The sequence below is a fragment of the Roseovarius sp. A-2 genome, assembly GCF_002072155.1.
Classification (GTDB): domain Bacteria; phylum Pseudomonadota; class Alphaproteobacteria; order Rhodobacterales; family Rhodobacteraceae; genus Roseovarius.
This window is the reverse complement of record NZ_BDIY01000014.1, coordinates 72,049-97,173: the sequence shown is the minus strand read 5'-3', so window position 1 is coordinate 97,173 and position 25,125 is coordinate 72,049. Positions and strand designations below refer to the sequence as shown.

At 62.1% G+C, this 25,125-nt stretch carries 22 protein-coding genes and 2 pseudogenes; 12 read left to right on the top strand and 12 right to left on the bottom strand.

Translation table 11 applies throughout. The annotated features are described in order from the left end of the window. Positions 1–132 precede the first annotated feature (132 nt). The 5 genes from BHD06_RS15195 to BHD06_RS15175 all read left to right on the top strand — a co-directional run bounded on the left by BHD06_RS15195 (position 133) and on the right by BHD06_RS15175 (position 6,036). Positions 133–690 carry a hypothetical protein gene (locus BHD06_RS15195; protein WP_080457823.1) on the top strand — a complete coding sequence of 186 codons (558 nt, stop codon included), beginning with the start codon at positions 133–135 and terminating at the stop codon, positions 688–690. Then, the gene (locus tag BHD06_RS15190) at positions 687–2,531 is read left to right on the top strand and encodes a DUF262 domain-containing protein (RefSeq protein WP_080457822.1); all 1,845 of its coding nucleotides are present in this window, start codon (positions 687–689) and stop codon (positions 2,529–2,531) included. Before BHD06_RS15195 ends, BHD06_RS15190 begins: the two co-directional genes overlap by 4 nt. Next, positions 2,528–4,009, top strand: coding sequence for a class I SAM-dependent DNA methyltransferase (locus tag BHD06_RS15185; protein ID WP_080457821.1), 1,482 nt, complete (start codon positions 2,528–2,530; stop codon positions 4,007–4,009). Before BHD06_RS15190 ends, BHD06_RS15185 begins: the two co-directional genes overlap by 4 nt. Positions 4,010–4,597: 588 nt before the next feature. Next, entirely contained in the window at positions 4,598–5,521 is a 924-nt protein-coding gene (locus BHD06_RS15180) for an ImmA/IrrE family metallo-endopeptidase (protein ID WP_217805680.1), read from the top strand. Between the two features lie 5 nt (positions 5,522–5,526). Continuing rightward, on the top strand, positions 5,527–6,036 hold the full coding sequence (locus BHD06_RS15175; protein WP_217805679.1) for a DUF4411 family protein: 510 nt from the start codon (positions 5,527–5,529) through the stop codon (positions 6,034–6,036). Between the two features lie 7 nt (positions 6,037–6,043). Here the strand turns inward: BHD06_RS15175 and BHD06_RS15170 are convergent, their stop codons facing one another. From BHD06_RS15170 to BHD06_RS15155, 4 genes are all read right to left on the bottom strand, one after another. Next, positions 6,044–7,234 carry a DUF3800 domain-containing protein gene (locus BHD06_RS15170; protein WP_080457819.1) on the bottom strand — a complete coding sequence of 397 codons (1,191 nt, stop codon included), beginning with the start codon at positions 7,232–7,234 and terminating at the stop codon, positions 6,044–6,046. A 298-nt stretch (positions 7,235–7,532) separates the two neighbouring features. Beyond that, positions 7,533–7,910 (bottom strand): hypothetical protein, encoded by a 378-nt coding sequence (locus BHD06_RS15165; RefSeq protein WP_080457818.1) that lies wholly within the window; start codon positions 7,908–7,910, stop codon positions 7,533–7,535. Then, a complete protein-coding gene (locus BHD06_RS15160; RefSeq protein ID WP_080457817.1) occupies positions 7,910–8,308 on the bottom strand; it encodes a hypothetical protein in 399 nt (132 codons plus the stop codon). Before BHD06_RS15160 ends, BHD06_RS15165 begins: the two co-directional genes overlap by 1 nt. 346 nt (positions 8,309–8,654) lie before the next feature. Then, a complete protein-coding gene (locus BHD06_RS15155; protein WP_080457816.1) occupies positions 8,655–10,922 on the bottom strand; it encodes an adenosylcobalamin-dependent ribonucleoside-diphosphate reductase in 2,268 nt (755 codons plus the stop codon). Between the two features lie 123 nt (positions 10,923–11,045). Between BHD06_RS15155 and BHD06_RS15150 the strand changes: the two genes are divergently transcribed. Next, entirely contained in the window at positions 11,046–11,471 is a 426-nt protein-coding gene (locus BHD06_RS15150; protein ID WP_080457815.1) for a DUF1489 family protein, read from the top strand. A gap of 30 nt (positions 11,472–11,501) precedes the next feature. On the opposite strand, the gene arsC is transcribed toward BHD06_RS15150, so the two are convergent. From arsC to BHD06_RS15135, 3 genes are read right to left on the bottom strand one after another with little or no spacing between them, the layout of a single operon-like run. Next, positions 11,502–11,843: an arsenate reductase (glutaredoxin) gene (gene arsC, locus BHD06_RS15145; RefSeq protein WP_080457814.1), complete on the bottom strand. Its 342-nt coding sequence runs from the start codon at positions 11,841–11,843 to the stop codon at positions 11,502–11,504. Then, positions 11,840–12,898: a quinone-dependent dihydroorotate dehydrogenase gene (locus BHD06_RS15140; protein ID WP_080457813.1), complete on the bottom strand. Its 1,059-nt coding sequence runs from the start codon at positions 12,896–12,898 to the stop codon at positions 11,840–11,842. The genes arsC and BHD06_RS15140 overlap by 4 nt, the downstream gene beginning before the upstream one ends. Then, on the bottom strand, positions 12,895–13,233 hold the full coding sequence (locus BHD06_RS15135; RefSeq protein WP_080457812.1) for a DUF952 domain-containing protein: 339 nt from the start codon (positions 13,231–13,233) through the stop codon (positions 12,895–12,897). The genes BHD06_RS15140 and BHD06_RS15135 overlap by 4 nt, the downstream gene beginning before the upstream one ends. Positions 13,234–13,331: 98 nt before the next feature. Here BHD06_RS15135 and cmk point away from each other — a divergent pair, with 98 nt between their 5' ends. Both cmk and rpsA read left to right on the top strand, forming a co-directional pair. After that, complete coding sequence (cmk, locus tag BHD06_RS15130; protein ID WP_080457811.1) at positions 13,332–13,955, top strand: (d)CMP kinase; 624 nt, start codon at positions 13,332–13,334, stop codon at positions 13,953–13,955. 169 nt (positions 13,956–14,124) lie between these two features. Then, a pseudogene (gene rpsA / locus BHD06_RS15125) lies at positions 14,125–15,831 on the top strand (30S ribosomal protein S1); the annotation flags it as partial. A gap of 339 nt (positions 15,832–16,170) precedes the next feature. On the opposite strand, the pseudogene BHD06_RS24390 reads toward rpsA, so the two are convergent. Beyond that, positions 16,171–16,326 (bottom strand): annotated as a pseudogene (locus BHD06_RS24390) (fumarylacetoacetate hydrolase family protein); the annotation flags it as partial. 158 nt (positions 16,327–16,484) lie between these two features. Between BHD06_RS24390 and BHD06_RS15115 the strand changes: the two are divergent. From BHD06_RS15115 to BHD06_RS15105, 3 genes are all read left to right on the top strand, one after another. Next, a complete protein-coding gene (locus BHD06_RS15115; RefSeq protein WP_080457808.1) occupies positions 16,485–17,486 on the top strand; it encodes a ligase-associated DNA damage response exonuclease in 1,002 nt (333 codons plus the stop codon). Then, the gene (locus BHD06_RS15110; RefSeq protein ID WP_080457807.1) at positions 17,483–19,075 is read left to right on the top strand and encodes an ATP-dependent DNA ligase; all 1,593 of its coding nucleotides are present in this window, start codon (positions 17,483–17,485) and stop codon (positions 19,073–19,075) included. The genes BHD06_RS15115 and BHD06_RS15110 overlap by 4 nt, the downstream gene beginning before the upstream one ends. Positions 19,076–19,298: 223 nt before the next feature. Continuing rightward, entirely contained in the window at positions 19,299–21,113 is a 1,815-nt protein-coding gene (locus BHD06_RS15105) for a M3 family oligoendopeptidase (protein ID WP_080457806.1), read from the top strand. 140 nt (positions 21,114–21,253) lie between these two features. On the opposite strand, the gene BHD06_RS15100 is transcribed toward BHD06_RS15105, so the two are convergent. The 4 genes from BHD06_RS15100 to BHD06_RS15085 form a co-directional block, all read right to left on the bottom strand. Then, positions 21,254–21,523 carry a DksA/TraR family C4-type zinc finger protein gene (locus BHD06_RS15100; RefSeq protein ID WP_080457805.1) on the bottom strand — a complete coding sequence of 90 codons (270 nt, stop codon included), beginning with the start codon at positions 21,521–21,523 and terminating at the stop codon, positions 21,254–21,256. Between the two features lie 62 nt (positions 21,524–21,585). Beyond that, positions 21,586–22,671, bottom strand: a complete 1,086-nt coding sequence (locus BHD06_RS15095) for an alpha/beta hydrolase (protein ID WP_254892439.1) — start codon at positions 22,669–22,671, stop codon at positions 21,586–21,588. Between the two features lie 61 nt (positions 22,672–22,732). After that, entirely contained in the window at positions 22,733–23,629 is an 897-nt protein-coding gene (gene rpoH, locus BHD06_RS15090; protein ID WP_080457804.1) for an RNA polymerase sigma factor RpoH, read from the bottom strand. 158 nt (positions 23,630–23,787) lie between these two features. Beyond that, positions 23,788–24,819: an RluA family pseudouridine synthase gene (locus tag BHD06_RS15085; protein ID WP_080457803.1), complete on the bottom strand. Its 1,032-nt coding sequence runs from the start codon at positions 24,817–24,819 to the stop codon at positions 23,788–23,790. Between BHD06_RS15085 and BHD06_RS15080 the strand changes: the two genes are divergently transcribed. Then, a complete protein-coding gene (locus BHD06_RS15080; RefSeq protein ID WP_080457802.1) occupies positions 24,818–25,123 on the top strand; it encodes a DUF6476 family protein in 306 nt (101 codons plus the stop codon). The genes BHD06_RS15085 and BHD06_RS15080 overlap by 2 nt on opposite strands. Positions 25,124–25,125 lie beyond the last annotated feature (2 nt).

The following is a 25,125-nucleotide window of genomic DNA, read 5'->3' as shown; positions in this document are numbered from 1 at the left end:
AGTAGACTGTATCATGGTGAGGGGACGTACCTTGGAAACTGAGTTTTCTGGCTTCGACAACCAAAAAATACCTGCTTTCAAAAGCTTACGCTACCTTCACCACACCCCCATGAATTATTCGGGTTAAAATTGATGCCCGTCGAACGGTCGCAGCTTTCCGCGCTTTGTTTGCGCACTTGGGACATTCTCTTCAACGAGGGAGGCGACCGGGACAAGTTGGGACGTGGTTGGATTTGGGAGGATCAGGTCGAACCCTGCATCACGCAGAACCATGTTTTTCGGGCGACACCCTTTCGCCATGAGAAGGGGTGGTCGATATTCCTTTCTCAGTGGGGAAACAGCTATGGCCGCGACTATTTCGAAGCGGGCGGCAAGCAGACAACTAATCTGGCTTCGATCAACAAGTCTGTCCTGAAGGCGTTGCCGGTCCCGATTTGCTCTCCCGCCGAACAAGCCGAAATCGTCCGCATACTCGACTCCCGTCTCGAAGCCGCTGACATGCTCGAAGCCGAGATCGACGCCGCCCTCACCCGCGCCGACGCCCTGCGCCAATCCATCCTGAAAAAAGCCTTCTCCGGCCACCTCGTCCCCCAAGACCCCGGTGATGAGCCCGCCACCACCCTGCTGGCCCGCATCAAGGCCGAGCGCGGGAAAACCAATAGACCAACACGAAAGAAAACCCCTGCATGAGCACTTTTGACAGCACCAAACTTCCTTTGCCCCAAGTTCTGTCCGATGTGACCACCGGCGTCATCCAATTGCCGGATTTCCAGCGTGGCTGGGTCTGGGATGATGAACATGTCAAATCCCTACTGGTCAGCATTGCCCGGTCCTTTCCTGTGGGCGCGGTGATGATGCTGGACACAGGGGGCGAAGTCAGGTTTCAGGTCCGCCCAGTTGAAAACGTGACCTTCAAAGATGGGGTGCCTGAGCCCGAACGCCTGATCCTTGACGGTCAGCAGCGACTGACCTCGTTGACGCAGGTTCTGGCGCTCAACAAACCGGTGCAGACGTTCAATGAAAAGGGCAAGGCGATCAGCCGTCACTATTATATCGACATCGCCACCGCCCTTGAAGACGACCGTCTGGAAGAGGCATTCATCTCTGTCCCGGCGGACCGGAAGATAAAGACGAATTTCGACCGTGACGTGGTGCTGGACCTGTCCACGCGGGAGCTCGAGATTGAAAACTTCCACTTTCCCTGCTCTGAAATCCTGAAGTCGAGTCCTTGGGAGTACGCTCTGATCCAGCAGACACCAGAACGAATCCAGGACTTCATGGCCTTCCGGGAAAAGGTTATCGACTCCTTCAAAGACTATCAGCTTCCCGCGATCACGTTGGGCAAGGCGACGTCGAAAGAGGCAGTCTGCTTGGTGTTTGAAAAAGTGAATACTGGCGGCGTGCCGCTGTCAGTCTTCGAACTGGTGACCGCAACTTTCGCCGCCGATGGGTTTAACCTGCGGGATGACTGGTTCGGCAGCAAAGAGCGGGACGTCGAAGGACGTTTTACCCGTTTGAACAAGGAGCCGATCCTGAAGGGAATTGCGGCGGCGGATTTCCTACAGGCAATCTCCATCCTGAAAAGCTCTGCCATGCGAAAGGCGGATATCGCTGCAGGGAAGAAGGGAAAAGCCATTGCTGCCGTCAGTGCAAAACGTGCAACCGTTCTTTCGCTGACGCTGGAGGATTATCAAAAGTGGGCACCAGAGGTCGAAGAGGGCTTCATGCTTGTCGCGAAATTTATGCGCAAACAATGCTTCTTCAGTGGTCGAGAACTCCCCTATCGCACGCAACTTGTACCTCTCGCTGCCGTCATGTCACAGATCCAGGAACGCTGGTTGGAACCGCGTGTTTATGACCGCCTTTCGCGTTGGTTCTGGTGCGGCGTCCTGGGCGAATTGTATGGCGGGGCAGTGGAAACCCGGATCGCCAATGACTTCGAGGAACTGATGCCTTGGATCACGAGCGATGAGCCTGATGACGTTTATGAAAATCTGAATGGTTTTCCCCGCACGATCAGCGAGGCCGCCTTTCAGGAGAGCCGTTTGGATACGCTTAGGTCCAGAAACAGCGCAGCCTACAAGGGGCTCAACGTGCTCGTTCTGCGACAGGGCGCATATGACTTCTTTTGGAAAGCGTCGATACAGGAACTGGATCACGAGGACATTGCGCTCGACATCCATCATATCTTTCCGCGCGCTTGGTGCGAAGATCAGGGGATCAAGGAAAGCGTCTACAACTCGATCGTCAACAAGACACCGATCTCTTACAAGGCCAACAGAATGATTGGGCGCAAGGCGCCGTCGACGTATCTGAACGACCTGCAGAACCACAAGCAAGTTTCCCTGTCTGATGAGCAGATGAATACCATCTTGCTCAGCCACTATATTCCTGTCGACATGCTACGCGCCGATGACTTCGGCGCCTTCTACGAAGGGCGCAAGGGCAAGCTGATCGAGATTGTCGAGAACGTCATGGGGAAATCAGCCCAACGAGATCAATCGGGCGCAAATTACGAGGCTGAGGCATGAACACCGCCCCCATCGTCTCCAAGGTATGGAGTTTCTGCACCACATTGCGCGACGACGGCGTCGGCTATGGCGACTACCTGGAGCAGCTGACCTACCTCATCTTCCTCAAGATGGCGGACGAATACGCCAAGCCCCCCTACAGCCGCGATGTGGGCATTCCTGCGGGGTTCGACTGGGCCAGCCTGACCTCGCGCCGCGGGGCCGAGCTTGAGGCGCATTACGTCACCCTGTTGCGCAAGCTTGGCGAGCAGAAAGGCATGCTCGGCCAGATCTTTACAAAGGCCCAGAACAAGATCACCGACCCGGCCAAACTGTTTCGCCTGATCGACATGGTGGACAGCACGAAATGGGTGATGCTGGGCGCCGACGTCAAAGGCGATATCTATGAGGGGCTGCTGGAGCGGAACGCCGAGGATACAAAATCAGGCGCGGGCCAGTATTTCACCCCCCGCGCCCTGATCCGAGCGATGGTGGAATGTATCCGCCCCGAACCCGGCAAAACTATTGCCGATCCGGCCTGCGGCACGGGCGGTTTTTTCCTTGCCGCGCATGACTTCCTGACAGACCCGGATAATCAGGCGCTCGACAAGGACCAGAAGGCTTTCCTGAAACACTCAACCTTTTTCGGCAACGAGATCGTCGCTGGAACACGGCGCCTCTGCCTGATGAACATGTTCTTGCACGGGATTGGGGAAATGACCGGCGATACGCTGGTTTCACCCGCCGACGCTTTGATATCGCCGCCGCCTGAGACCTTCGACTACGTTCTGGCCAACCCGCCCTTCGGCAAGAAAAGTTCCATGAGCTTCACCAATGCGGAAGGGGAACAGGAATCGGATGACCTGACTTACAATCGGCAGGATTTCTGGGCGACGACATCAAACAAGCAGCTCAATTTCGTCCAGCACATCCGGACCATGCTGAAGACGACAGGACGCGCCGCGGTGGTCGTACCGGATAATGTGTTATTCGAGGGCGGTGCGGGTGAAACGATCCGACGGAAGCTGTTGCAGACCACCGATCTGCATACGATCCTGCGCCTGCCGACCGGCATTTTCTACGCGCAAGGCGTGAAAGCGAACGTAATTTTCTTCGACAACCGGCCGGCCAGCCCGGCCCCACAGACCTCGAAGGTATGGTACTACGACTACCGCACCAACGTGCATCATACGTTGAAGCAAAAGCCGCTGACCTACGCCCACCTTCAGGATTTCATCGACTGCTACAATCCCGCAAACCGGCATGATCGCGAACCGACCTGGAGCGAGGATACCCCGGACGGACGCTGGCGCGCATTTGATCGGGAAGACTTGCTGGCACGTGACAAGGCGAGCCTGGATCTTTTCTGGCTGCGTGATGCGTCCATGACGAACCTCGAAGACCTCCCCGAACCTGAAATTCTGGCAGCCGAGATCATGGAGAACTTACGCTCTGCAATTGGAAATTTTGAATTGGTCGAGGGCCGGTTGACCGATTGAAGCGGTATGCAAGAGCTATTGCCTGCATGGGGCGAATGGCTGGTCCGTTGCTGTTGCCACGCAACGAATTCGCCAACAGACTGCTTGTGAGCATGCGAATGCCAGTCTTTGCAAATCAACAGGTTCTTGGTCGCGATCGGCCCGTAGCGGTCACTCAACGCTATCGAAAAATGCTGCGTTTGCAGCCCGCATTGCCGCCATTCGCTGCAAACGCAGTGCAAGCATTCTGGGGAAACAGTGTAAGAAAGGCTCGAAAAGTCGCACAGAGTTCGGACTATGACTTCCGCAAAATGATGTTAGAACTTCGCTATGCCGAACGTTAATCCGGATATCCTCGTATGGGCACGTGAAACTGCCGGACTGTCTCTCGAAGAGGCAGTGGAGAAGCTTGGGATAAACGCGGCGCGAGGCGTCGAACCCTTTGAGCGACTGGAGCAAATGGAGACGGGAGAGATGGCTCCGACACGCCCAATGCTTGTCAAAATGTCCAAGCAGTACCGGCGACCTCTGCTGTCTTTCTATCTTTCCGCACCACCTCGCCAAGGAGACAGGGGGCAGGATTTCAGGACACTCCCGGCGGCTTTTGCAATGACCGATAACGCTCTGGTAGACGCTGTCGTCCGTGACATCCGCGCCAGACAGTCTCTCGTCCGCGCGACACTTGAGGAGGAGGACGAAGCCGACACGCTACCTTTTATTGGCACTGCACGCACGACCGAACAGCCGAGCGCACTGGCGAAACGGATCTCTGAAACGACACAGTTCGACCTCAGAGCATACAGGAGCCGCCGGACTATGGCTGATGCGGTCGCTTATCTGCGATCCCAGATTGAAGCGGCCGGAATATTCGTTCTCTTTGTGGACAATCTGGGCAGCCACCATACGGAAGTACCGGTTGATGTGTTTCGCGGTTTTGCCCTGGCAGATGATGTCGCGCCATTCGTCGCTGTGAACGCAAACGACTCCAAAGGTGCGCAATCTTTCACGATGATCCATGAACTGGCGCACCTGTGGCTGGGTCTCACAGGTGTGAGCGGTCGCGATAGCGAACGTGATATCGAGAAGTTCTGCAATGATGTCGCTGGGGAGTTTCTCCTGCCGTCCCTCGAACTCCAGCAACTGGATATCGGTGAAAGTACGGGCATCGCTGACGCCGTGCAGATTATCGGTGCATTTGCGCAGGCCCGCAAAGTCAGCGGCACCATGGTCGCGTACAAGCTGCACAGAAGTGGTGCCTTCGGCTTCGCGTTCTACCAGGGCATAGCAGGAACCTTCCGTCAGAACTTTCTCAACCAGCGTGGACGGGATCGTGAGCTGGCGCGGGAGGCCGGGTCTGGTCCAACATATCCGGTTATTCGCCGACATCGGGCAGGTCCGGCACTCGTTCAACTGGTTGATCGGATGCTCGGTGCCGGTGCGCTGACCTCCACCAAGGCCGGAAAAGTTCTGGGCGTAAGTGCCAAGAATGTTCAGAGCGTGTTGCAGGCTGGTGGCCCGAGACTGTCGGCTTAATCCGGGTGGCTATACTTTATCTCCTCGATGCGAACACGCTGATTGATGCCAATCGGGACTACTATGGCATTGGCCAAGTTGACGAATACTGGGAGTGGCTGGTCCACTTTGGAGAGCAGGGCCGCATCAAGATACCGGTGGAAGTCTACGAAGAGCTGAAAGCGGGGTCGGACGCCCTCTCCGCTTGGGCGAAACAGGGTGAAACCGAGACGGCGCTGAAGTTCGTGGAGGAAGTCGATATCGACCTTGTAAGACGGGTGACCGAAGAGGGCTATGCCGCCGATCTGACGGACATCGAGATTGAGGAAATCGGACGTGATCCTTTCCTCATAGCCTATGCTCTCGCCGACCCCGCAAGCCGCGTCATTGTGACAAGCGAACGCTCCAAGCCACGGGCGCAAAGGAAAAACCGAAAGGTGCCAGACGTATGCGTCCAGTTCGGCATTCGTCCATGCAACGCCTTCACTTTTGGTCGCGAGCTGGGTTTCCGCACAGACTGGCGAGACCACCTTTGAACTCCTATCAGGACTTATCTTCCCCAGCGAGCCTCAAGGGACGCCGCTGATATGGCATCAACCCATCTTCCTCATAAGCAGCGATCATGCGCTGTCGGTGCAACTCGTTGCCAGCGATCATCTCTTGGGCCTTTTTCTCAATCTCGGGAGGAAGATCTGTTGCCATGATTTGGCGGTATTGCTCTTCGACCTGTTCCCCAACCCCATCGAAAGAGAAGTCGCTGTGGTAGCCCTTCTTGAAGACATAGTTCAGGAGCCGTGCCGACGCGGGTGGAAGTCGTTTTCCCAAAAGATGCTGACGAAACAACCATAAGATCAAATCGGCGACCTGAATTCCGGCGCTGTCGTCCGAAGCGGAAACTTCGAAAGTAGACCCGGCTACCTTCTGAAACACGATGGTTTCACCGGGCCGGTGGATAGGCTCATCCGAAGCGTTTGAGAACATCTTATGCCACTCTGCGAGCGATCCTTCGAACTGAGACTGCCGGTCATGGACAATCTTTTTAAGGGGCCGTCGCCACCGTTTCGAGAAACCTTCCAGCCCATCGAGAAGATTTCCAAAGGCAACCATGTTGGGCATGTGGCCATTCTTGGCCTGCCGTCCAGCAATGAAGATATCAAGGGCCTCTGGATGATCGCGCGACCAGGTTAGTGTCTCGGTTACGACTTCGCGTGAGCGCGCGTCTGGCAAAGTTGGAACCTCCGCCAAAAGGTCTTCGCAGATTCCAGGGATTTTCTGGCGGGCGGTTTTTTCGTTTCGCGCCATGAGCATCTCCCAGAAATCGCGAGCAATCTGCTCAGTGATCAGGGTCGCAACCTTGAAGCATAGGATCATCTTCAAGGGTTTGATGTTGTACGCGGACCACGATGCCGCCGGGTTCTCCCCGGAATCGAAGAAAACATCGTAGACTTTGGTTGCCAGCAGGTATCGTTTCTCCACACGGGATACGAAGAAGCGGGCATCTATCTTCTTTAGCAGGCGCAAGATGTCGTCCGCAGCATTCTCGATTGGCCCCATCCCGACTACTGATGCATGCAGCGCCGGAACGCCCGCACGCATGGAAATCGACTGGAGTTGCTTACCGTGCAGAACGTCGAAGTTCGTTTTTGTGACCAATGCACCCGTGAAAAAGTCAGGCTGATTGGGGTCAAAGATATTTTTTCCAGTGTTGCCGGTCTCATCTACAAACGCAAACATTCAAAACTGCCTCTTTCCGGTTCAATTGCTTTCTTAACGTAGACGGTTCCTTTAACAAAAACAGATGTGTGACAACGATGGACAGGTCCGCTTATAAAGGCTGTGCTGACGGGTTTACGCTCGCAGCGAATGTCAGCATCCCGCCCATTTTTGCGAGGCTGTGTTCGCAAGGTCCGATAACACAACAGTCCATGGAGGGCGGCACTCGAGGCGTCAGGATGCCAAGTAGAGATCAGATGAGGCAATGACGTATTCAGGCCGGGGCCGCTCTGTAGCGACCCCGGCTCCGTTATCTGACTCAGTTCTCGTGGCAGGCTTGAAAGCCTTCGATCGCAGCCGAGAGCAGGCTCGCGATTGTTTCCAGCGTTGCGCCATCACGCGTTACGCGCCAGCGCAGTCCGTAGGGGTCTATCGGACGCAGGCGCGCATGGGTGGCTTCGCCGTCAAGGCGTTCGACCTCTACGCGGCGGCATACTTGTCGATGCATGCCACGGCAGGCTGCGAGGCGCGCGGCATCAGTGGCGGCTGGGTCCAGCATGTCGTGATACGTGGACATGCTGGGCGAGAAGGTCTCCGCCGCGGCATGTGCGCGAAAGTCGATCAGGTCGAGCCATTGGGCGGCGCGGCGCGTGAGGGCGCGCGCCTGGGCAAGCGTCGCCGTTTGCGTTTTGCACATCATGCCGCCTCCCGTATGCCGACAATACCGGCGAGGTGAAGCGCCTCGAGTGCGCGCACTCCGCGGCCCAGTGCCTCCGCGCAGCGCCGCGCGATATCCGCCCGGGGATCATCCGGGTGGATGGCTGCAAAGCGCCGGGCCTCGACGCTCTTGATGTCGGTGGTGAATTCGAGACGCAGCAGGCGATTGAGCTCATGAAGCTCGCCACGGCGGGCGGCCAGGTCGTTGCCAGCTTTCGCTGCCTCGACGACGGCGCGGGCCCGTGCGGCCCATTTGCGTCCGCCAAGGAGCTCGGCCGAGGCGACCAGGCTGTCACCCTCTTTACGCAGCCAGCGCATGAAATCGCTGGCCTTGTTCATGTGCCGGAGCAGGGCACGGATATCGGGAATGTGTTTCATGGGATCACCTTTCCTGGTGGAATGCGCGGGCCCGCCATGGGCCGCGTCAGAAGATCCCTGCTCCGGTCAAATGATTTCGTTTCCAGCGTCCGCGTCATCACCGGCACGAGGTTGCTCGGCGCGGCCTCATCAAGAGGGCCGCGCCCGACACACCCCTGCCGGTGCTGGCGCGCAAACTCAGTCTGAAGGGCCAGATTTCGGGGTCCGAAATCTACTTCGGAAAAAGTCTATACCTGCCAGTGCCTTACAGACACTGGCAAAACTTTCGCCGACGCGTGGCAGTAAAATTCGCCGATTTGGCATAACTACGCCCGCAACGACAACAAACAAAGCCGATCACCGCGCCCTACGCGCATTTGCTGTGGCCGCAGCTTGCGCAGGTCCTGCAGCCTTCGATCATGCGCATGTCGTAGCTACCGCAGGCGGGGCAGGCGGGGCCTTTGGGAGGGGCGAGGTTCGTCACCTGTGCCGTGGGGTCGGACGTGAGACCGAGGCCCTCGCCCGCGAGAAAGCCGATCTGCACCATGTGCCGTTCCAGCACCCCGCCGATAGCGGCAAGGATCGAGGGGATGTACTTGCCATTCATCCACGCGCCGCCGCGCGGATCGAATACCGCCTTCAGCTCCTCGACCACAAAGCTCACATCGCCGCCGCGCCGGAACACCGCCGAGATCATTCGCGTCAGCGCCACGGTCCAGGCATAATGTTCCATGTTCTTGGAGTTGATGAACACCTCGAAGGGCCGCCGGTGGCCGTTCAGCAGGATATCGTTGACCGTCACGTAGATCGCATGGTTGCTGTCGGGCCACTTGAGCTTGTAGGTCGCGCCTTCGAGCTCGGTGGGCCGGTCGAGCGGGTCGGACATGTAGATCACCTCGCCGCCCTCGCCCGGCATCGCGCCCTCTCCGGGCACCTTGTCGGCGCTCTCTCTCACGCTTAGAACCGAGCCCGTCACGTCATTGGGCCGGTAGGTGGTGCAACCCTTGCAGCCGGTCTCGTAGGCCTGCATGTAGACATTCTTGAACGCCTCGAATGAAATATCCTCAGGGCAGTTGATGGTTTTCGAGATGCTGCTATCGACCCATTTCTGCGCAGCCGCCTGCATCTTGACGTGAGCCTCGGGGGCGAGGGTCTGCGCGTTCACGAAATGATCGGGCAATGGGGCGTCACCCATCCGGTCTCGCCACATCTGCACGGCGTAATCGACCACCTCTTCCTCGCTGCGCGAGCCGTCCTTTTGCAGCACCTTGCGGGTGTAGGAATAGGCAAAGACCGGCTCGATCCCGCTGCTGACATTCCCGGCATAGAGGCTGATCGTGCCGGTGGGGGCGATTGAGGTCAGCAAAGCGTTGCGGATACCGTGCTCGGCCACCGCCGCGCGCACGTCCTCGTCCATCGCTCGCATCGTGCCCGAGGCCAGAAACGCATCGCGGTCAAAGAGCGGGAAAGCGCCCTTCTCTTTCGCCAGATCGGTGCTTGCCAGATAGGCCGCCCGGGCAATCGCGCGTAGCCAGCTTTCGGTCTGTGCAACGGCATCCTCGGCCCCGTAGCGTAGCCCGCACATCAGCAGCGCGTCGGCCAGCCCGGTCACCCCCAGCCCGATGCGCCGCTTGGCCCGCGCCTCGCGCGCCTGCGCCTCGAGCGGAAAGTTCGACGCATCCACGACGTTGTCCATCATCCGCACCGCCAGCCCGACGAGGCGCGCAAGCTCCTCCTCGTCGACCGACGCGTCATCCCCGAACGGATCGCGCACCAGCCGCGCCAGGTTGATCGAGCCCAGAAGGCAGGCGCCATAGGGCGGCAAGGGCTGTTCGCCGCAAGGATTGGTTGCCGCAATCTCCTCGCAATAGGCGAGGTTGTTGGCCTGGTTGATCCGGTCGATGAAGATCACCCCCGGTTCGGCATAATCATAGGTGGCCTGCATGATCCGGTTCCAAAGGTCACGTGCCTGCAAGGTATGATAGACCCGACCGCCGAACTGCAACTCCCACGGCCCATCGGCCTTGACCGCCTCCATGAAGGCGTCAGTCACCAGAACGCTCAGGTTGAACATCCGCAGCCGCGCGGCGTCGGACTTGGCGGCGATGAAATCCTCGATATCGGGGTGGTCGCAGCGCATGGTAGCCATCATCGCCCCGCGCCGCGAGCCCGCCGACATGATCGTGCGGCACATCGCGTCCCAGACATCCATGAAGCTGAGCGGCCCGCTGGCATCCGCCGACACGCCCTTGACCACCGCGCCCTTGGGCCGGATCGTCGAGAAATCATAGCCGATCCCGCCGCCCTGCTGCATGGTCAGCGCGGCCTCGCGCAAGTTCTCGAATATGCCGCCCATGTCGTCGGGGATGGTGCCCATCACGAAACAGTTGAACAGCGTCACCTTGCGCCCCGTGCCCACCCCGGCGGTGATCCGGCCCGCAGGCAGGAATTTGAAATCCTCCAGCGCGTCGTAGAACCGCTCTTCCCATATCTCAGGCTCGGCCTCGACTTCTGCCAGAGAGCGCGCGATGCGCCGCCATGTGTCCTCGACACTGGCATCGCCACCGTCTTCGGTGATGTAGCGGTATTTCATAGTCCAGATCTGTTCCGCGATGGGGGCGGCAAAACGAGTCATGAGCGGCGATTCCCTTGCGTCTGAGACAGACCGACACAATAGCCCCCCGCCTTGAGATTTCCACCATCTCTTGCCTCGCCCGGTGAGACCGCTACGATATATGGAAAACTAGAGGATTCGCGCGTGGCCCTGCATCTCATCAAACTCAGCGTCGGCACCAAATCGGTCGAAGGGCTGATGGAATGGCAACAAACCCCGCGTGCCAAGGCCCCAGACGGACATCCCTGCCATGTCACCCGGATGTGGCCCAAGCGCGAGGCGGAACTGCTAGACGGCGGCTCGATCTACTGGGTAATCCAGGGCCTTGTGCAATGCCGTCAGCGCATTCTGCGGCTGGACGAGGTGACGGGCGGCGACGGTATCCGCCGCTGCGCCATCGTGCTCGATCCGGTGCTGGTCCGCACCACCACGGCGCAACGCCGCCCATTTCAGGGCTGGCGTTATCTGCCGGGGGTGGATGCGCCCGCAGATATCGGCCCGGCGCGCGCGGGCGATGACAGCCTGCCGCCGGAACTCTCGGCGGCTTTGGCCGATATCGGGGTGCTGTAACGGCTGACAGGACGGGCCGCGCCCACACGATCACAGCAGCGACAGGAGCCGCTCCGGCGGGCGTCCGATCACCGCCTGATCGCTTGTCACACCAATGGGCCGCTCGATCAGGATGGGATTTTCGGTCATCGCCGCGATCAGAGTCTCGGGGTCACTGTCACGGGTCAGGCCAAGGTCCTTGAAGCGCGCCTCGCCGGACCGCATCATCTCGATGGGTGCCACCTCAAGCCGCGCCAGAACATCGCGCAATTCGGCCTCGGTCGGTGCATCCTCAAGGTAGCGCCGCACGTTCACCTCGGCCCCGCGCTCTTCGAGCAGCTTCAGCCCGGCGCGCGATTTGGAACAGCGCGGATTGTGCCAATAGGTGATCACAGCCAGTCCTCCCGCTTCGTCCCCACGGCCTCGGCCACGGTGGCAAATCCATCGCGCTCCAGCGCCGCATCCAGGCCCCTGGCGATATCAGAGACGAGCGACAGCCCCTCGTAAACCAGCGCCGAGTAAAGCTGCACGGCATGTGCCCCGGCGCGGATCTTGGCATAGGCGTCCTCGGCAGAGCCCACACCGCCCACGCCGATGAGCGGCATCTCACCGCCGGTAAGATGTGACAGCCGCGCCAGCACACGGGTCGATTTCTCGAACAGCGGCCGGCCGGACAGCCCCCCCGCCTGATCGCGCGCCGCGCTTCGCAGCCCGTCGCGATCCAGCGTGGTGTTGGTGGCGATGATGCCGCTGATACCGCTCGCACGCGCCACATCGGCAATGTCAGACAATTCCGTCTCGCTCAAATCCGGTGCAATCTTGAGGAAAACCGGGATCGGGCGCGGCAGCCAGTCGCGCGCCTCCATGACACCTTTCAAAAGGCTCATGAGCGCCTCGGCCCCTTGCAGGTCGCGCAGCTTTTCGGTGTTGGGACTGCTGACATTGACCGTCGCGAAATCCAGATGCGCGCCGCAATGCGCCAGCACCCGGGCGAAATCCTCGGCCCGGTCGGGGCTGTCCTTGTTGGCCCCCAGATTGAGCCCGATCACCGCATCGCGCGGGCGGTTGGCCAGCCGCGTGGCGGCGGCCTCCATTCCTTCGTTATTGAACCCGAAACGGTTGATCACGCCCCGGTCTTCACTCAGCCGAAACAGGCGCGGGCGCGGGTTGCCGGGCTGCGGGCGCGGTGTGATCGCCCCCACCTCGATGAACCCGAACCCGGCGCGGCTCAGCGGGCCAAGCGCCTCGGCGTTCTTGTCGAACCCGGCGGCAAGGCCCACCGGATTGGGCAGGCGCAACCCCGCCAGATCGGTCCTGAGCCGCGCGCTCGTGACCGGGCCGGGCGTCGGGGTCAGCCCCAGGCGCAGTGCCCGCAGCGCCAGACCATGCGCGGTTTCGGGGTCACAGCGATGCAGCAGTCCGAGGCCGACACGCTCCAGCGGTTTCATTCGAGCCCCGCCGGGAACTGATGCACGCCATTTTCCAGCGGTAGCGGCTGCGCCCAGGCCACATCCGACAGGCGCAATTCGCGGTAGAGATGCGGAAAGAGCGCGCCACCGCGCGACGGCTCCCATCTGAGGGCCTCGCCCAGACGGTCGCTCTCGATGGCCAGCAGCATCAGCCCGTCCTCGCCCGCGAAATGTTTGGCAGCCGTCTCGGCGGCCTGCTCGGCGGTCGAGAAATGCACATAGCCATCGGCGAGGTCGACCGGCGCACCGGCGCTTTCGCCCTTGGCACGCAGATCGGCCCATTCGGGGCCACGCAATATCTTGTAAATCAGCATATCCGGGTGATGCCGCGCCCGACGCTTGCCGTCAAGCGATGCTTGAGGCGCAGGGCCGGATCGGCTAGCAAGATGGTCCAGGCAAGACGAGGGCAGGCATGGCGTTTACCATAGCAATCGACGGACCGGCAGCGGCGGGCAAGGGCACCATCGGGCGGGCGCTCAGCCGCCATTTCGGCTTTGCGCATCTTGATACCGGGCTGCTCTACCGGGCCACCGGGCGTCGGGTGCTCACCGGCCTCGATCCGGTCGAGGCGGCGCAAAACCTGCGCGCCGAGGATCTGCAGGCAGACGACCTGCGCACGCCCGATGTCAGCCAAGCTGCCAGCCGGGTCGCGGCAATCCCCGAGGTGCGCCAGGCGCTCCTGGATTTTCAGCGCGCCTTCGCGCGGCGCGCGGGCGGTGCTGTGCTCGATGGGCGCGATATCGGCACGGTGATCTGCCCCGAGGCGGAGGTAAAGCTTTTCGTCACTGCCTCGGACGCCGAGCGCGCCCGGCGGCGGCACAAGGAACTGAGCGAAAGCGGGCACGCGGCCACGCTCGACGAGGTCATGGACGACCTGCGCCAGCGTGACGCCCGCGACAGTGCCCGCGCGGCGGCCCCGCTGAAACCGGCGCAAGATGCGCTCAGGCTCGACACCTCCGAGATGACCATAGATCAGGCCGTCGCGGCGGCCGTGGCCGAGGTGGAACGGGCAAAAGCCCGCCTTGGAGCGCTTTAGACGCTTGATTTACGCCCCTGCCCCCGCTATACGCGGCGCGTCAACAAGGCGGAAACCGCCACGAAGCATTGAGATCGAGCAGGGTCGGCACCACCGGCCCTCTTTGTTTTGTGACCCGCCTGACCAATGAAACCCCCAAAGACCGGCGGAGACAACCGCGCGGCCGGAAAACCGATCAAAGGAAACCAGAGACCACATGGCTCAAAACGTATCTATGGAGGACTTCGAAGCCCTCCTTGAAGAAAGCTTCGAAATGGACACGCCCGACGAGGGCACGGTTGTCAAAGGCAAGGTCATCGCCATCGAGGCGGGACAAGCCATCATCGACGTCGGCTACAAGATGGAAGGCCGCGTTGATCTGAAAGAATTCGCGAATCCCGGCGAGCAGCCCGACATTTCAGTCGGCGACGAGGTCGAGGTCTTCCTGCGCTCCGCAGAGAACTCCCGCGGCGAAGCCGTGGTCAGCCGCGAGATGGCCCGCCGCGAAGAAGCGTGGGACCGTCTCGAAAAGGCCTATGCCGACGAAGAGCGCGTCGAAGGCGCGATCTTCGGCCGCGTCAAGGGTGGCTTTACCGTCGACTTGGGCGGTGCCGTGGCCTTCCTGCCCGGCTCTCAGGTCGATGTGCGCCCGGTGCGTGACGCGGGCCCGCTCATGGGTCTCAAGCAGCCCTTCCAGATCCTCAAGATGGATCGCCGCCGTGGCAATATCGTCGTGTCGCGCCGCGCCATCCTGGAGGAAAGCCGCGCCGAACAGCGCGCCGAGGTCATCGCCAACCTGACCGAGGGGCAGACCGTGGACGGCGTCGTCAAGAACATCACCGAATACGGGGCCTTCGTGGATCTCGGCGGTGTCGACGGCCTGCTGCACGTCACCGACATGGCCTGGCGCCGCGTCAATCACCCGTCGGAAATCCTGTCGATCGGCGAGACCGTCAAGGTTCAGGTCATCAAGATCAACAAGGAAACCCATCGCATCAGCCTCGGCATGAAGCAGCTGCAGGAAGATCCGTGGGATCTGGTGGCCGCCAAGTACCCGCTCGATTCGGTGCATACCGGCCGCGTGACGAACATCACCGATTACGGTGCCTTCGTGGAGCTGGAACCGGGTGTCGAAGGTCTCGTTCACGTCTCGGAAATGTCCTGGACCAAGAAGAACGTGCATCCCGGCAAGATCGTCTCCACCTCGCAAGAGGTCGAAGTCATGGTGCTGGAAATCGACAGCGCCAAGCGCCGTGTCAGCCTTGGCCTCAAGCAGACCATGCGCAACCCGTGGGAAGTCTTTGCCGAGACCCATCCCGCCGGCACCGAGGTCGAGGGCGAGGTCAAGAACATCACCGAATTCGGTCTGTTCATCGGCCTCGAAGGCGAAATCGACGGCATGGTCCATCTCAGCGATCTGAGCTGGGACGAGCGTGGCGAGGATGCGATCCAGAACTACAAGAAAGGCGATGTGGTTCAGGCGGTGGTGTCCGAGGTCGATATCGAGAAGGAGCGCATCTCGCTCTCCATCAAGGCGCTCGGCGGTGACAAGTTCGCCGATGCCGTGGGTGGCGTGAAGCGCGGCTCGATCATCACCGTCCAAGTGACGGCGATCGAGGATGGCGGCATCGAGGTGGAATACGAGGGCATGAAGTCCTTCATCCGCCGCTCCGATCTCAGCCGCGACCGTGCCGAACAGCGCCCCGAGCGGTTCTCGGTCGGCGATAAGGTCGACGCCCGCGTCACCAACGTGGACAGCAAGACCCGCCGTCTGGGTCTGTCGATCAAGGCCCGCGAGATCGCCGAAGAGAAAGAGGCCGTCCAGCAGTACGGCTCGTCCGACTCCGGTGCATCGCTTGGCGACATCCTCGGCGCGGCGCTCAAGGGCGACAAGTAAGCGCCTTACGCCGTTGATATTATCAATGCGGCCCCGTCTGTTCGACGGGGCCGTTTTGCGTTTGGCGGACACCGGCAGGGGGGCTTCTGGCCTTGAGCCGACCTTGGTTCGACAGACCCGGCGCGGAACAAGGCCGGAGGCCGCCGCGCCATCGCCAAGCCGCCCCCACGGACTGGCGATTTGTCTAAGTCCGCGCGCCAATCAGAGTTATTCGGATTTGGCAGACATAAAGTGCCCTGAAACAGCGTAAGATCACCAGTCCGCGGCCTGGCAATGGCGCGGCTCACAGCAACGGCAGCTTCAGGCCACTCACTCCCGCCTAACCGGGGTCCGTCCTACCGCGCCGCGCGGCAGGATCACCGGATCATGAGGACCGTTGATCGCCGAGGTCGCCTTGAGAAACACCACCGGGGCCTCGGGCGGCTCCACCCCAAGTTCGGCGGCATGATAGGTATAGTTCAGCCCGATGCACACGAGCTTGCCGACCTGCCCGACCGGCATCCAGAACGGCGGGCCGTTCCTGCCCGGTCGCGCCATATCTCGCGAACCGCCTGTCCCGTCTCCTGTCCCGCTGGCTCTGGCGTGCAGCAAAGACCGCATGCGGCGCTTCGCGAGGGGCTGGTCACGCGCCGCGCCGGGCCTATCATCAACATATGGTCCTGCACGTCACCCCAAAGGGGCTCTTTTGCCCTGCCGGCGATTTTCACATCGACCCGTGGCGCCCCGTGGCGCGGGCGCTGATCACGCATGGCCACGCCGATCACGCCCGCGATGGGCACGGTGCCTATCTCGCCACCGATCTCGCCGCCCCGGTGATGCGCCACCGGCTGGGAGAGATCACGCTCGACACCATCCGCTACGGCGAGGCGCGGCAGATCGGCGATGCGCGCGTCTCGTTCCACCCGGCGGGCCACGTCCCAGGCTCGGCGCAGATCCGGGTCGAGGTGGGCGGCGAGGTCTGGGTCGTCTCGGGCGATTACAAGCTTGAGGCCGACCCGCTCTCGACCCCGTTCGAAACGGTGCGCTGCCATCATTTCATCTCCGAATGCACCTTCGGCCTGCCGGTCTTCGACTGGCCCGACGCCGCGGAGGTGGCCCGCGAGATCAACACGTGGTGGTCAAGAAACGCTGCCGAAGGACGGTTTTCGCTGCTCGGGGCCTACGCGCTCGGCAAGGCGCAGCGCGTGCTGATGATGCTCGATCCGACGATTGGCCCGATCCTGACCCATGGCGCGATCGAGGCCACCAACGCGGTGATGCGCGCTCAGGGGCTGCCCCTGCCCGAGACCCACCACGTCACCCCCGAGACCGACCTGTGCGCGCGGCAAGGCGCGCTGGTCCTCGCCCCTCCCGGCGCGCTTGCGGGGCCATGGGCGCGGCGGTTTCGCCCCACCTCCACCGCGCTGGCAAGCGGCTGGATGCGGCTGCGCGGCGTGCGCCGCAGGCGCGCGGCGGATCGCGGTTTCGTGCTGTCGGATCACGCCGACTGGGCCGGTCTCAACCGCGCCATTGCCGAGACCGGGGCCGAGACCATCCACGTCACCCACGGCTATACCGATATTTTCGCCCGCTGGCTGACCGAGCAGGGCTATGATGCCCGCGTGCTGCGCACCGAGTTCACCGGCGAAACCCTGGATGAGGCAGGCGAGACATGAAAGACTTCGCCGCGCTCTTCGCCACGCTCGATCAGACCACGCGCACCAATACCAAGGTGACGGCGCTGGCCGACTATTTCCGCACCGCGCCCGAGGCTGATCGCCTCTGGACCATCGCGCTCTTCTCCGGCCGCCGCCCGAAACGCGCGATCACCACCACCCGGTTGCGCGAATGGGCCGCCGAGCGCGCGGGCATTCCGCTCTGGCTGTTCGAGGAAAGCTACGCAATCGTCGGTGATCTGGCCGAGACCATCGCGCTCGTGCTGCCGCCGCCCTCCACCACCCACAACGCCAGCCTCGCCGCGTGGGTCGACCACCTGCGCGCCTTGAAAGACGCCGAAGACGCCACCCGCAAGGAGCAGGTGTTGGCCGCGTGGGAGGGGCTGACGCCGCTGGGACGACTGGTCTTCAACAAGCTGCTGACCGGCGGCTTCCGCATCGGCATCAGCCGCAAGCTGATGACCCGCGCCCTCGCTCAGGCACTGGACCGCGACGAGGCGGATCTCGCGCATCGGCTGATGGGCGACTGGACCCCCGACAGCACCACATGGGCCGACCTGATCGAGAGCCATGACCCCACCGATACCCTCTCGCGACCCTATCCCTTCTGCCTCGCCCACGGGCTGGAGGACGGGCCCGAGAGCCTCGGGCCACCCGCCGACTGGCTCGCGGAATGGAAATGGGACGGAATCCGCGGACAGGTGATCGTGCGCGGCGGGCAGATCTTCATTTGGTCGCGCGGTGAGGAGTTGATGACCGACCGTTTCCCGGATCTCGCCCCCCTGCGCGATCTGTTGCCCGACGGCACCGTGATCGACGGCGAGTTGCTGGCCCATGACGGCGACGCCCCCTTGCCCTTCGCCGCGCTGCAAAAGCGGATCACCCGCAAGACCGTGCCGAAAAATCTGCTGACCGAGGCCCCGGTGATTCTGATGGCCTATGACCTTTTGGAAGAGGGCGGCCGCGACCTGCGTGCCACCCCCTTTGCCGCGCGCCGCGCGCGGCTGGAAACCCTGTTGAGCGCCCTGCCCCACACCGCCCCCCTGCGCCCCTCACCGCCGATCCCCTTCACCACGTGGGACGACCTGAGCACCACCCGCGCCAGTGCCCGCGCCCACCGCGCCGAGGGGCTGATGCTCAAGCGTCGCAGCGGCCCCTATCACGCGGGCCGCAAAAAGGGCGACTGGTGGAAATGGAAACTCGATCCGCTGACCCTCGACGCGGTGATGATCTACGCCCAGCAAGGCCACGGACGCCGCGCCAATCTCTTCACCGATTTCACCTTCGCGGTCTGGGACGGCGAAACGCTCGTGCCCTTCACCAAGGCCTATTCCGGCCTCACCGATGCCGAGTTCCGCCAGATCACCGCCTGGGTGCGCCGCAACACGACAGAACGGTTTGGCCCGGTCCGGCAGGTCCGCCCCGAACACGTGTTCGAGATCGCCTTCGAGGGCATCCAGGCCAGCCCGCGCCACAAATCCGGCGTGGCGCTACGCTTTCCCCGCATGGCCCGCTGGCGGCAGGACAAACCGACCCATGAGGCCAACACCCTGACTGACCTGCGCGCCATGCTGGCGCAATACGGCTAGCTCAGGAACATCCGCCATCCAGCAGCATCCGATGGCCCCGAATGCCGATCACAACCGGGTTTTTCAAAAATTTCTGACATGTTCAAATCCTCCCCCTGGACGGTTAAGGATAAGGGGATTGGCAGAATCCGGAACAGTTTTTTCGCCTGATCCGGCCTGCGTGCATATACTTCGCCCGCCCTGCGCGCTACCTCTGCGCAGAACCGATATTTAGGAGCGCCTCATGACCGACACCGTCCTCCGCGATGCCAATGCCCCCTCCGGCGACAAGAACCTCGGCAATCTGCCGGAATGGGATCTGAGCGATCTCTACACCGGCGAGGACGCGCCGGAACTCGCACGCGATCTCGACTGGCTGCAAACCGCCTGCGCCGAGTTCGCCGCTGATTACGAGGGCAAGCTCGACACACTCGACGCCGCCGGGTTGCTCGACTGTCTGCACCGCGACGAGGCGATCAGCCGGACGGCGGGGCGGATCATGTCCTTTGCCGGGCTGCGCTATTACCAGCTGACCACCGATGGTGGACGGGCGAAATTCCTCTCCGACTGTCAGGAAAAGGTCACCAGTTTCACCACGCCGCTGGTGTTCTTCTCGCTCGAACTCAACCGTCTGGACGAGGCCGCGCTCAAGGCGCTGTATGCCGAGAACGCCGATCTCACGCGCTACGCCCCCGTGATCCGCCGCATCCGCGCGATGAAACCGCATCAGCTCTCGGATGAGCTTGAGAAATTCCTGCATGATCTGGGCGTCGTCGGCGATGCCTGGGAGCGGCTCTTTGACGAGACCATCGCCGGGCTCACCTTCACCGTGGACGGCGAGGAGATGGGCATCGAAGGCACGCTCAACCTGCTGACCGAGCAGGACCGGGATCAGCGTGAGGCCGCCGCGCGCGAACTGGCGCGGGTGTTCGGCGAGAATATCCGCACCTTCTCCCGCGTCCACAACACCGCCGCCAAGGAAAAAGAGGTCATCGACCGCTGGCGCAAAATGCCGACACCGCAGACCGGGCGTCACCTCAGCAACGATGTCGAGGCCGAGGTGGTCGAGGCACTGCGCGACGCGGTCGTCGCGGCCTATCCCAAGCTCTCGCACCGCTATTACGAGCTCAAACGCAAATGGCTGGGGCTGGAGCGCATGCAGGTCTGGGACCGCAACGCGCCCCTGCCAATGGAGGAGACCCGCATCGTCGATTGGGATGACGCCCGCGCGACGGTGATGAACGCCTATGCCGCGTTCGATCCACGCATGGCCGACCTGGCACAGCCGTTTTTCGAAAAGGGCTGGATCGACGCAGACGTGAAGCAGGGCAAGGCGCCCGGTGCCTTCGCCCATCCCACGGTGACCGATGTGCACCCTTACGTGATGCTCAATTATCTCGGCAAACCGCGCGACGTGATGACGCTGGCGCATGAACTGGGCCACGGCGTGCATCAGGTGCTGGCCGCAGAGCAGGGCGAGCTTTTGTCCTCGACCCCGCTGACGCTGGCGGAAACGGCTTCTGTCTTCGGCGAGATGCTGACCTTCCGCCGGATGCTCGACGGTGCCAAGGACAAGGCCGAACGCAAGGTGCTTCTGGCAGGCAAGGTCGAGGACATGATCAACACGGTCGTCCGCCAGATCGCGTTCTACGATTTCGAATGCAAGCTGCACGCCGCCCGCCGCGAGGGCGAGTTGACGCCCGACGATATCAACGCGCTGTGGATGTCGGTGCAGGCAGAGAGCCTCGGGCCGGCGTTCGATTTCATGGACGGGTACGAGACCTTCTGGGCCTATATCCCGCATTTCGTGCATTCGCCGTTTTACGTCTACGCCTATGCATTCGGTGACGGGCTGGTGAACGCGCTCTACGCGGTCTATGAGGAAAACCCTGAGGGTTTTCAGGAAAAGTATTTCGAGATGCTCAAGGCGGGCGGCTCGAAACACCACAAGGATCTGCTCGCGCCCTTCGGCCTCGACGCCTCCGACCCCGCGTTCTGGGACAAGGGCCTGTCGATGATCTCGGGGCTGATCGACGAACTGGAGGCGATGGAGGACTGAGCGACCTGCCATAGCTCGACCGAGCGTGACGGCGGAATTTTCAAAAAATTCCGGCCCGATTTCTTTTGAAGAAATCGGATCCCCGCGTCTCATCACCGCTGCGGGCTTCGCAGCTCATACCGACGCGATACAGCCGGGCCTCACTTCAACTGGCTGTCCTTCGATCCACGCCGGTTGATGCCACCGCGCGGCTGATTCTGCGCTTGCAGATCAGCTGCGCAGTCGATGCACAGCTTCACCCCGGGGATGGCGTTTCGGCGCGCCTCGGGGATCGGTTCCTCGCAGTCAGCGCAATGGGTCAGGCTCTTGCCCTGCGGCTGCGCCCGGGCCTTGAGCCGCGCCAGTTCATCGGAAATCGAGGCTTCAATCTGTTCGCTCACCGCGCCATCGCGCGCCCATCCACCGGCCATGGTCGTCTCCTGTCTCTCAGTGCTCAGTCTAGGCGCGCCACGCGCCCCGCGTCAAACAGCACTCAGGGTTCCACATGGCGCGCGGCGGGTAGCGCCAGCGCCATGTCGCGCACAAAGGCGGTGCCGACATCCCCCGCCTGCGCCAAGATGCCGTTGAGCATGCGGATCGCGGCGGGCGAGGTGACGGGAACAAAATGGTTATACCCCTCGCCATCGGCCAGACTGGTGAAATCCACAACCTGCACATCGCCGCGCCGCACCTCCCCGGCATCGTCGATCACCCCGAGGCGCGGCTTGCGCCCGGTGATGAAGCCCGACAGCGTGAGCGCACGGTCTGCCTTGGTGATAAAGATAAGGAAAGGCTGCGGTAATGTCCCTATGGCTTCGGCCTGCCGATCAAAGAGATCGGGGTCGATATCGGGTGACATCAGCACCACGCCGCTGATCCTGTCGAGCAGATGGCGGTCGCCGCGCAGGGCGATCTGGCGCAGCGCCTCCATCACCAGTTGCGACCCCATCGAATGCGCGAGGATAAAGACCTTTTCGCCCGGACGCCCCGTCAGATCCCGCAGCAGCGTCTCAAGATCGTCGCGCGCATAAAGCACGCTGTCGCGGTCATATATATAGCCGCGCGGATCGCCCGCCGAGGGCCAGGCGAACAACAGTCCCGGCATCGACACATTGAAATCCGCCCGGATCTGCGCCAACCGATACATCGACTCCGAGAGGGTGTTGTTGTAGCCATGCACGAACACAAGCGTCTCGCGCCCCTTGGTGCGCGCGCGCATGTCGCGGCGTAGTGCCTCCGGCCCGTCATGAACCAGCGTTCCGGTGACCACGAAATCTGTTGCGGCATCGGGCGGGCCCTCGGGCCATTCGATGCGTCCGGTCTCATGGGTCGGCGGGATCGAGATATCAGCACGGAAATAATGCATCGCCTCAGATCGCTTCAGGCCAAAGATCGGTCCGGTCCGGTCGAGTTCGCGGCCCGTCACCACAAAAACCGGCTGAATCTCTGCTTGCGGATGCGGGGCCGCGCGCTCTGCGGTGACGCGCGGCGCGCAGGCGGCTAGCAACAGCAGGACGATCGAGGCACCAAGCCGGGCCCATCGGTCAATCGTGCAGCCCCCGGTCGCGCGCATCGCCATCGTTCCCCACCCCCGCCTGAGCGCAAAAGATAGGCGATGCCGAGCCCGCTGCCAAGGGCGGTCAGACCGAGCTCAGCATGCCCTTTTCCTGCGCCAGATCGCGCATCCGCTTTTGCAGCTTCTCGAAGGCGCGCACCTCGATCTGCCTGATCCGCTCACGGCTGACGTCATATTGCGCGCTCAGATCCTCCAGCGTGATCGTCTCGTCGCTCAAGCGACGCTGCGTGAGGATGTCGCGCTCACGCTCGTTTAGGACATCCATCGCCAGCCTCAGCAATTCGCGCCGAGCCGACAACTCGTCCTGTTCCTCATAGGCGGTGGCTTGGTCGGCGTCCTCGTCCTCGAGCCAGTCCTGCCATTGCATCGTGCCCTCGCCGTCAGAGCCGACGGTGGCGTTGAGCGAGGCATCGGACCCGGCCATGCGCCGGTTCATCGAAATCACCTCGTCCTCGGTCACGCCGAGATCGGTGGCGATCTTCTTGACGGTATCAGGGCGCAGGTCGCCATCCTCAAGCGCGCCGATACGGGCTTTGGCCTTGCGCAGGTTGAAAAACAGCTTTTTCTGCGCCGAGGTGGTGCCAAGCTTCACCAAGCTCCAAGACCGCAGGATATACTCTTGGATCGAGGCCCGGATCCACCACATCGCATAGGTCGCCAAACGAAAGCCACGCTCCGGATCGAACCGCTTGACGGCCTGCATGAGGCCGACATTGGCCTCGGAAATCACCTCGGCCTGCGGCAGCCCGTAGCCGCGATAGCCCATGGCTATCTTGGCCGCGAGGCGCAGGTGGCTGGTGACCATCTTATGCGCGGCCTCGGTGTCTTGTTCCTCGACCCACCGCTTGGCCAGCATGTATTCCTCTTCCGGTTCGAGCAGCGGAAACTTGCGGATCTCCTGCATGTAGCGATTCAATCCGCCTTCCGGTGTCGGCGCTGGCAGATTCGCGTAATTGCCCATGCCGTTGTCCCTCCTGATGTTTAGATCGTTAACATTGACCTAGGACCATCACCGCATCCTTTCAAGATGCCATGGTTCATATATCTTAACGGACAACTATGTGGTTTCCGTCGCGGTTCCGCCAATATGTCAGAATTTCACGTGATCTTGCGCCTTTGTCACGCAGCCCCCCTCAGCGCTGCGATCAACGACGCCATATCCGGCGGCAGGTGCGATTCGAACCGCAAGGCCGCGCCGCTGACCGGATGATCGAAGCCGAGAGTAGCGGCATGCAGCGCCTGACGGGCAAACCCGTTCGCGGCCTCGATGGCGCGCGGAGAGAGCGCCTTTTGCGACAGTTTGCGCCGCCCGCCATAGACCGGATCACCAATGAGTCCGTGTCCGACATGCGCCAGATGCACTCTGATCTGATGGGTGCGTCCGGTCTCCAACCGACATTCCAGCAGCGCGGCCGCCGGGGGGTGGCCGAACCGCTCCAACACCTGCGCGCGTGTGACCGCGTGGCGGCCCCCTTCAAACGTCACCGCCTGCCGCTGCCGGTCGGTCTTGTGCCGAGCAAGCCCGGTGGCGATGCGCAGCACATTTCCCGCCTCGAAGGACGCGCCCCGCACGCCCCGCAGGCGTGGATCGCTGGCCTCGGGCACGCCATTCACCACCGCGAGATAGGCACGCTCGGCGCTATGCGCCTCGAACTGCGCGGCCAGCCCCTGATGGGCGGCGTCGGACTTGGCCACCACCAGCAATCCGCTGGTATCCTTGTCGATCCGGTGCACGATGCCGGGCCGCCGCGCGCCGCCCACCCCCGACAGGCTGTCGCCGCAATGATGCAATAGCGCGTTGACCAGAGTGCCCGCCGGGCTGCCGGGGGCGGGATGCACCACCATGCCGGCGGGCTTGTCGATCACGATCAGGTCGTCATCCTCATGCACCACGGTCAGCGCGATCTCCTCGGCCCCGATATGGCTCTCACGCGGGTCCGGCACATCGATCTCGATCAGGTCACCCGCAGCCACCCGCGCCTTGGCCGCAACGATCACCGCGCCGTTCACGCGCACCGCCCCGTCGCCAAGCAGTCGCGCCAGCCGGGTACGCGACAGCGCCGCCGCCTCTGGCACATCACGCGAAAGCGCCTTATCAAGGCGGGATGGCGGATCGTCCCCGATCCGGAACACGAGCGGGTCTTGCCCCATGGATGATAGCCCCCCGCCGGTCAGCCCGGCGACATTGAAATTTCTCGCGCGACTGGTCACGGTGCTGACCGCCACGATGATTGTCGGCGTTGTAGTCATCGTTGCATTGCTTGTCATCCGCTTCTCGGGCGAGGACCGCAGGCAGCCCCTCACCCTGCCCGACAACATCACCCTGCCCGAAGGCGCAAGCGCCCAGGCGGTCACCTTTGGCGAGGACTGGTTGGCATTGGTCACCCGGGATGACCGCATCCTGATCTATGACCGGACGAGCGGCGAATTACGGCAGAGCATCGCGATTGAGTAGGA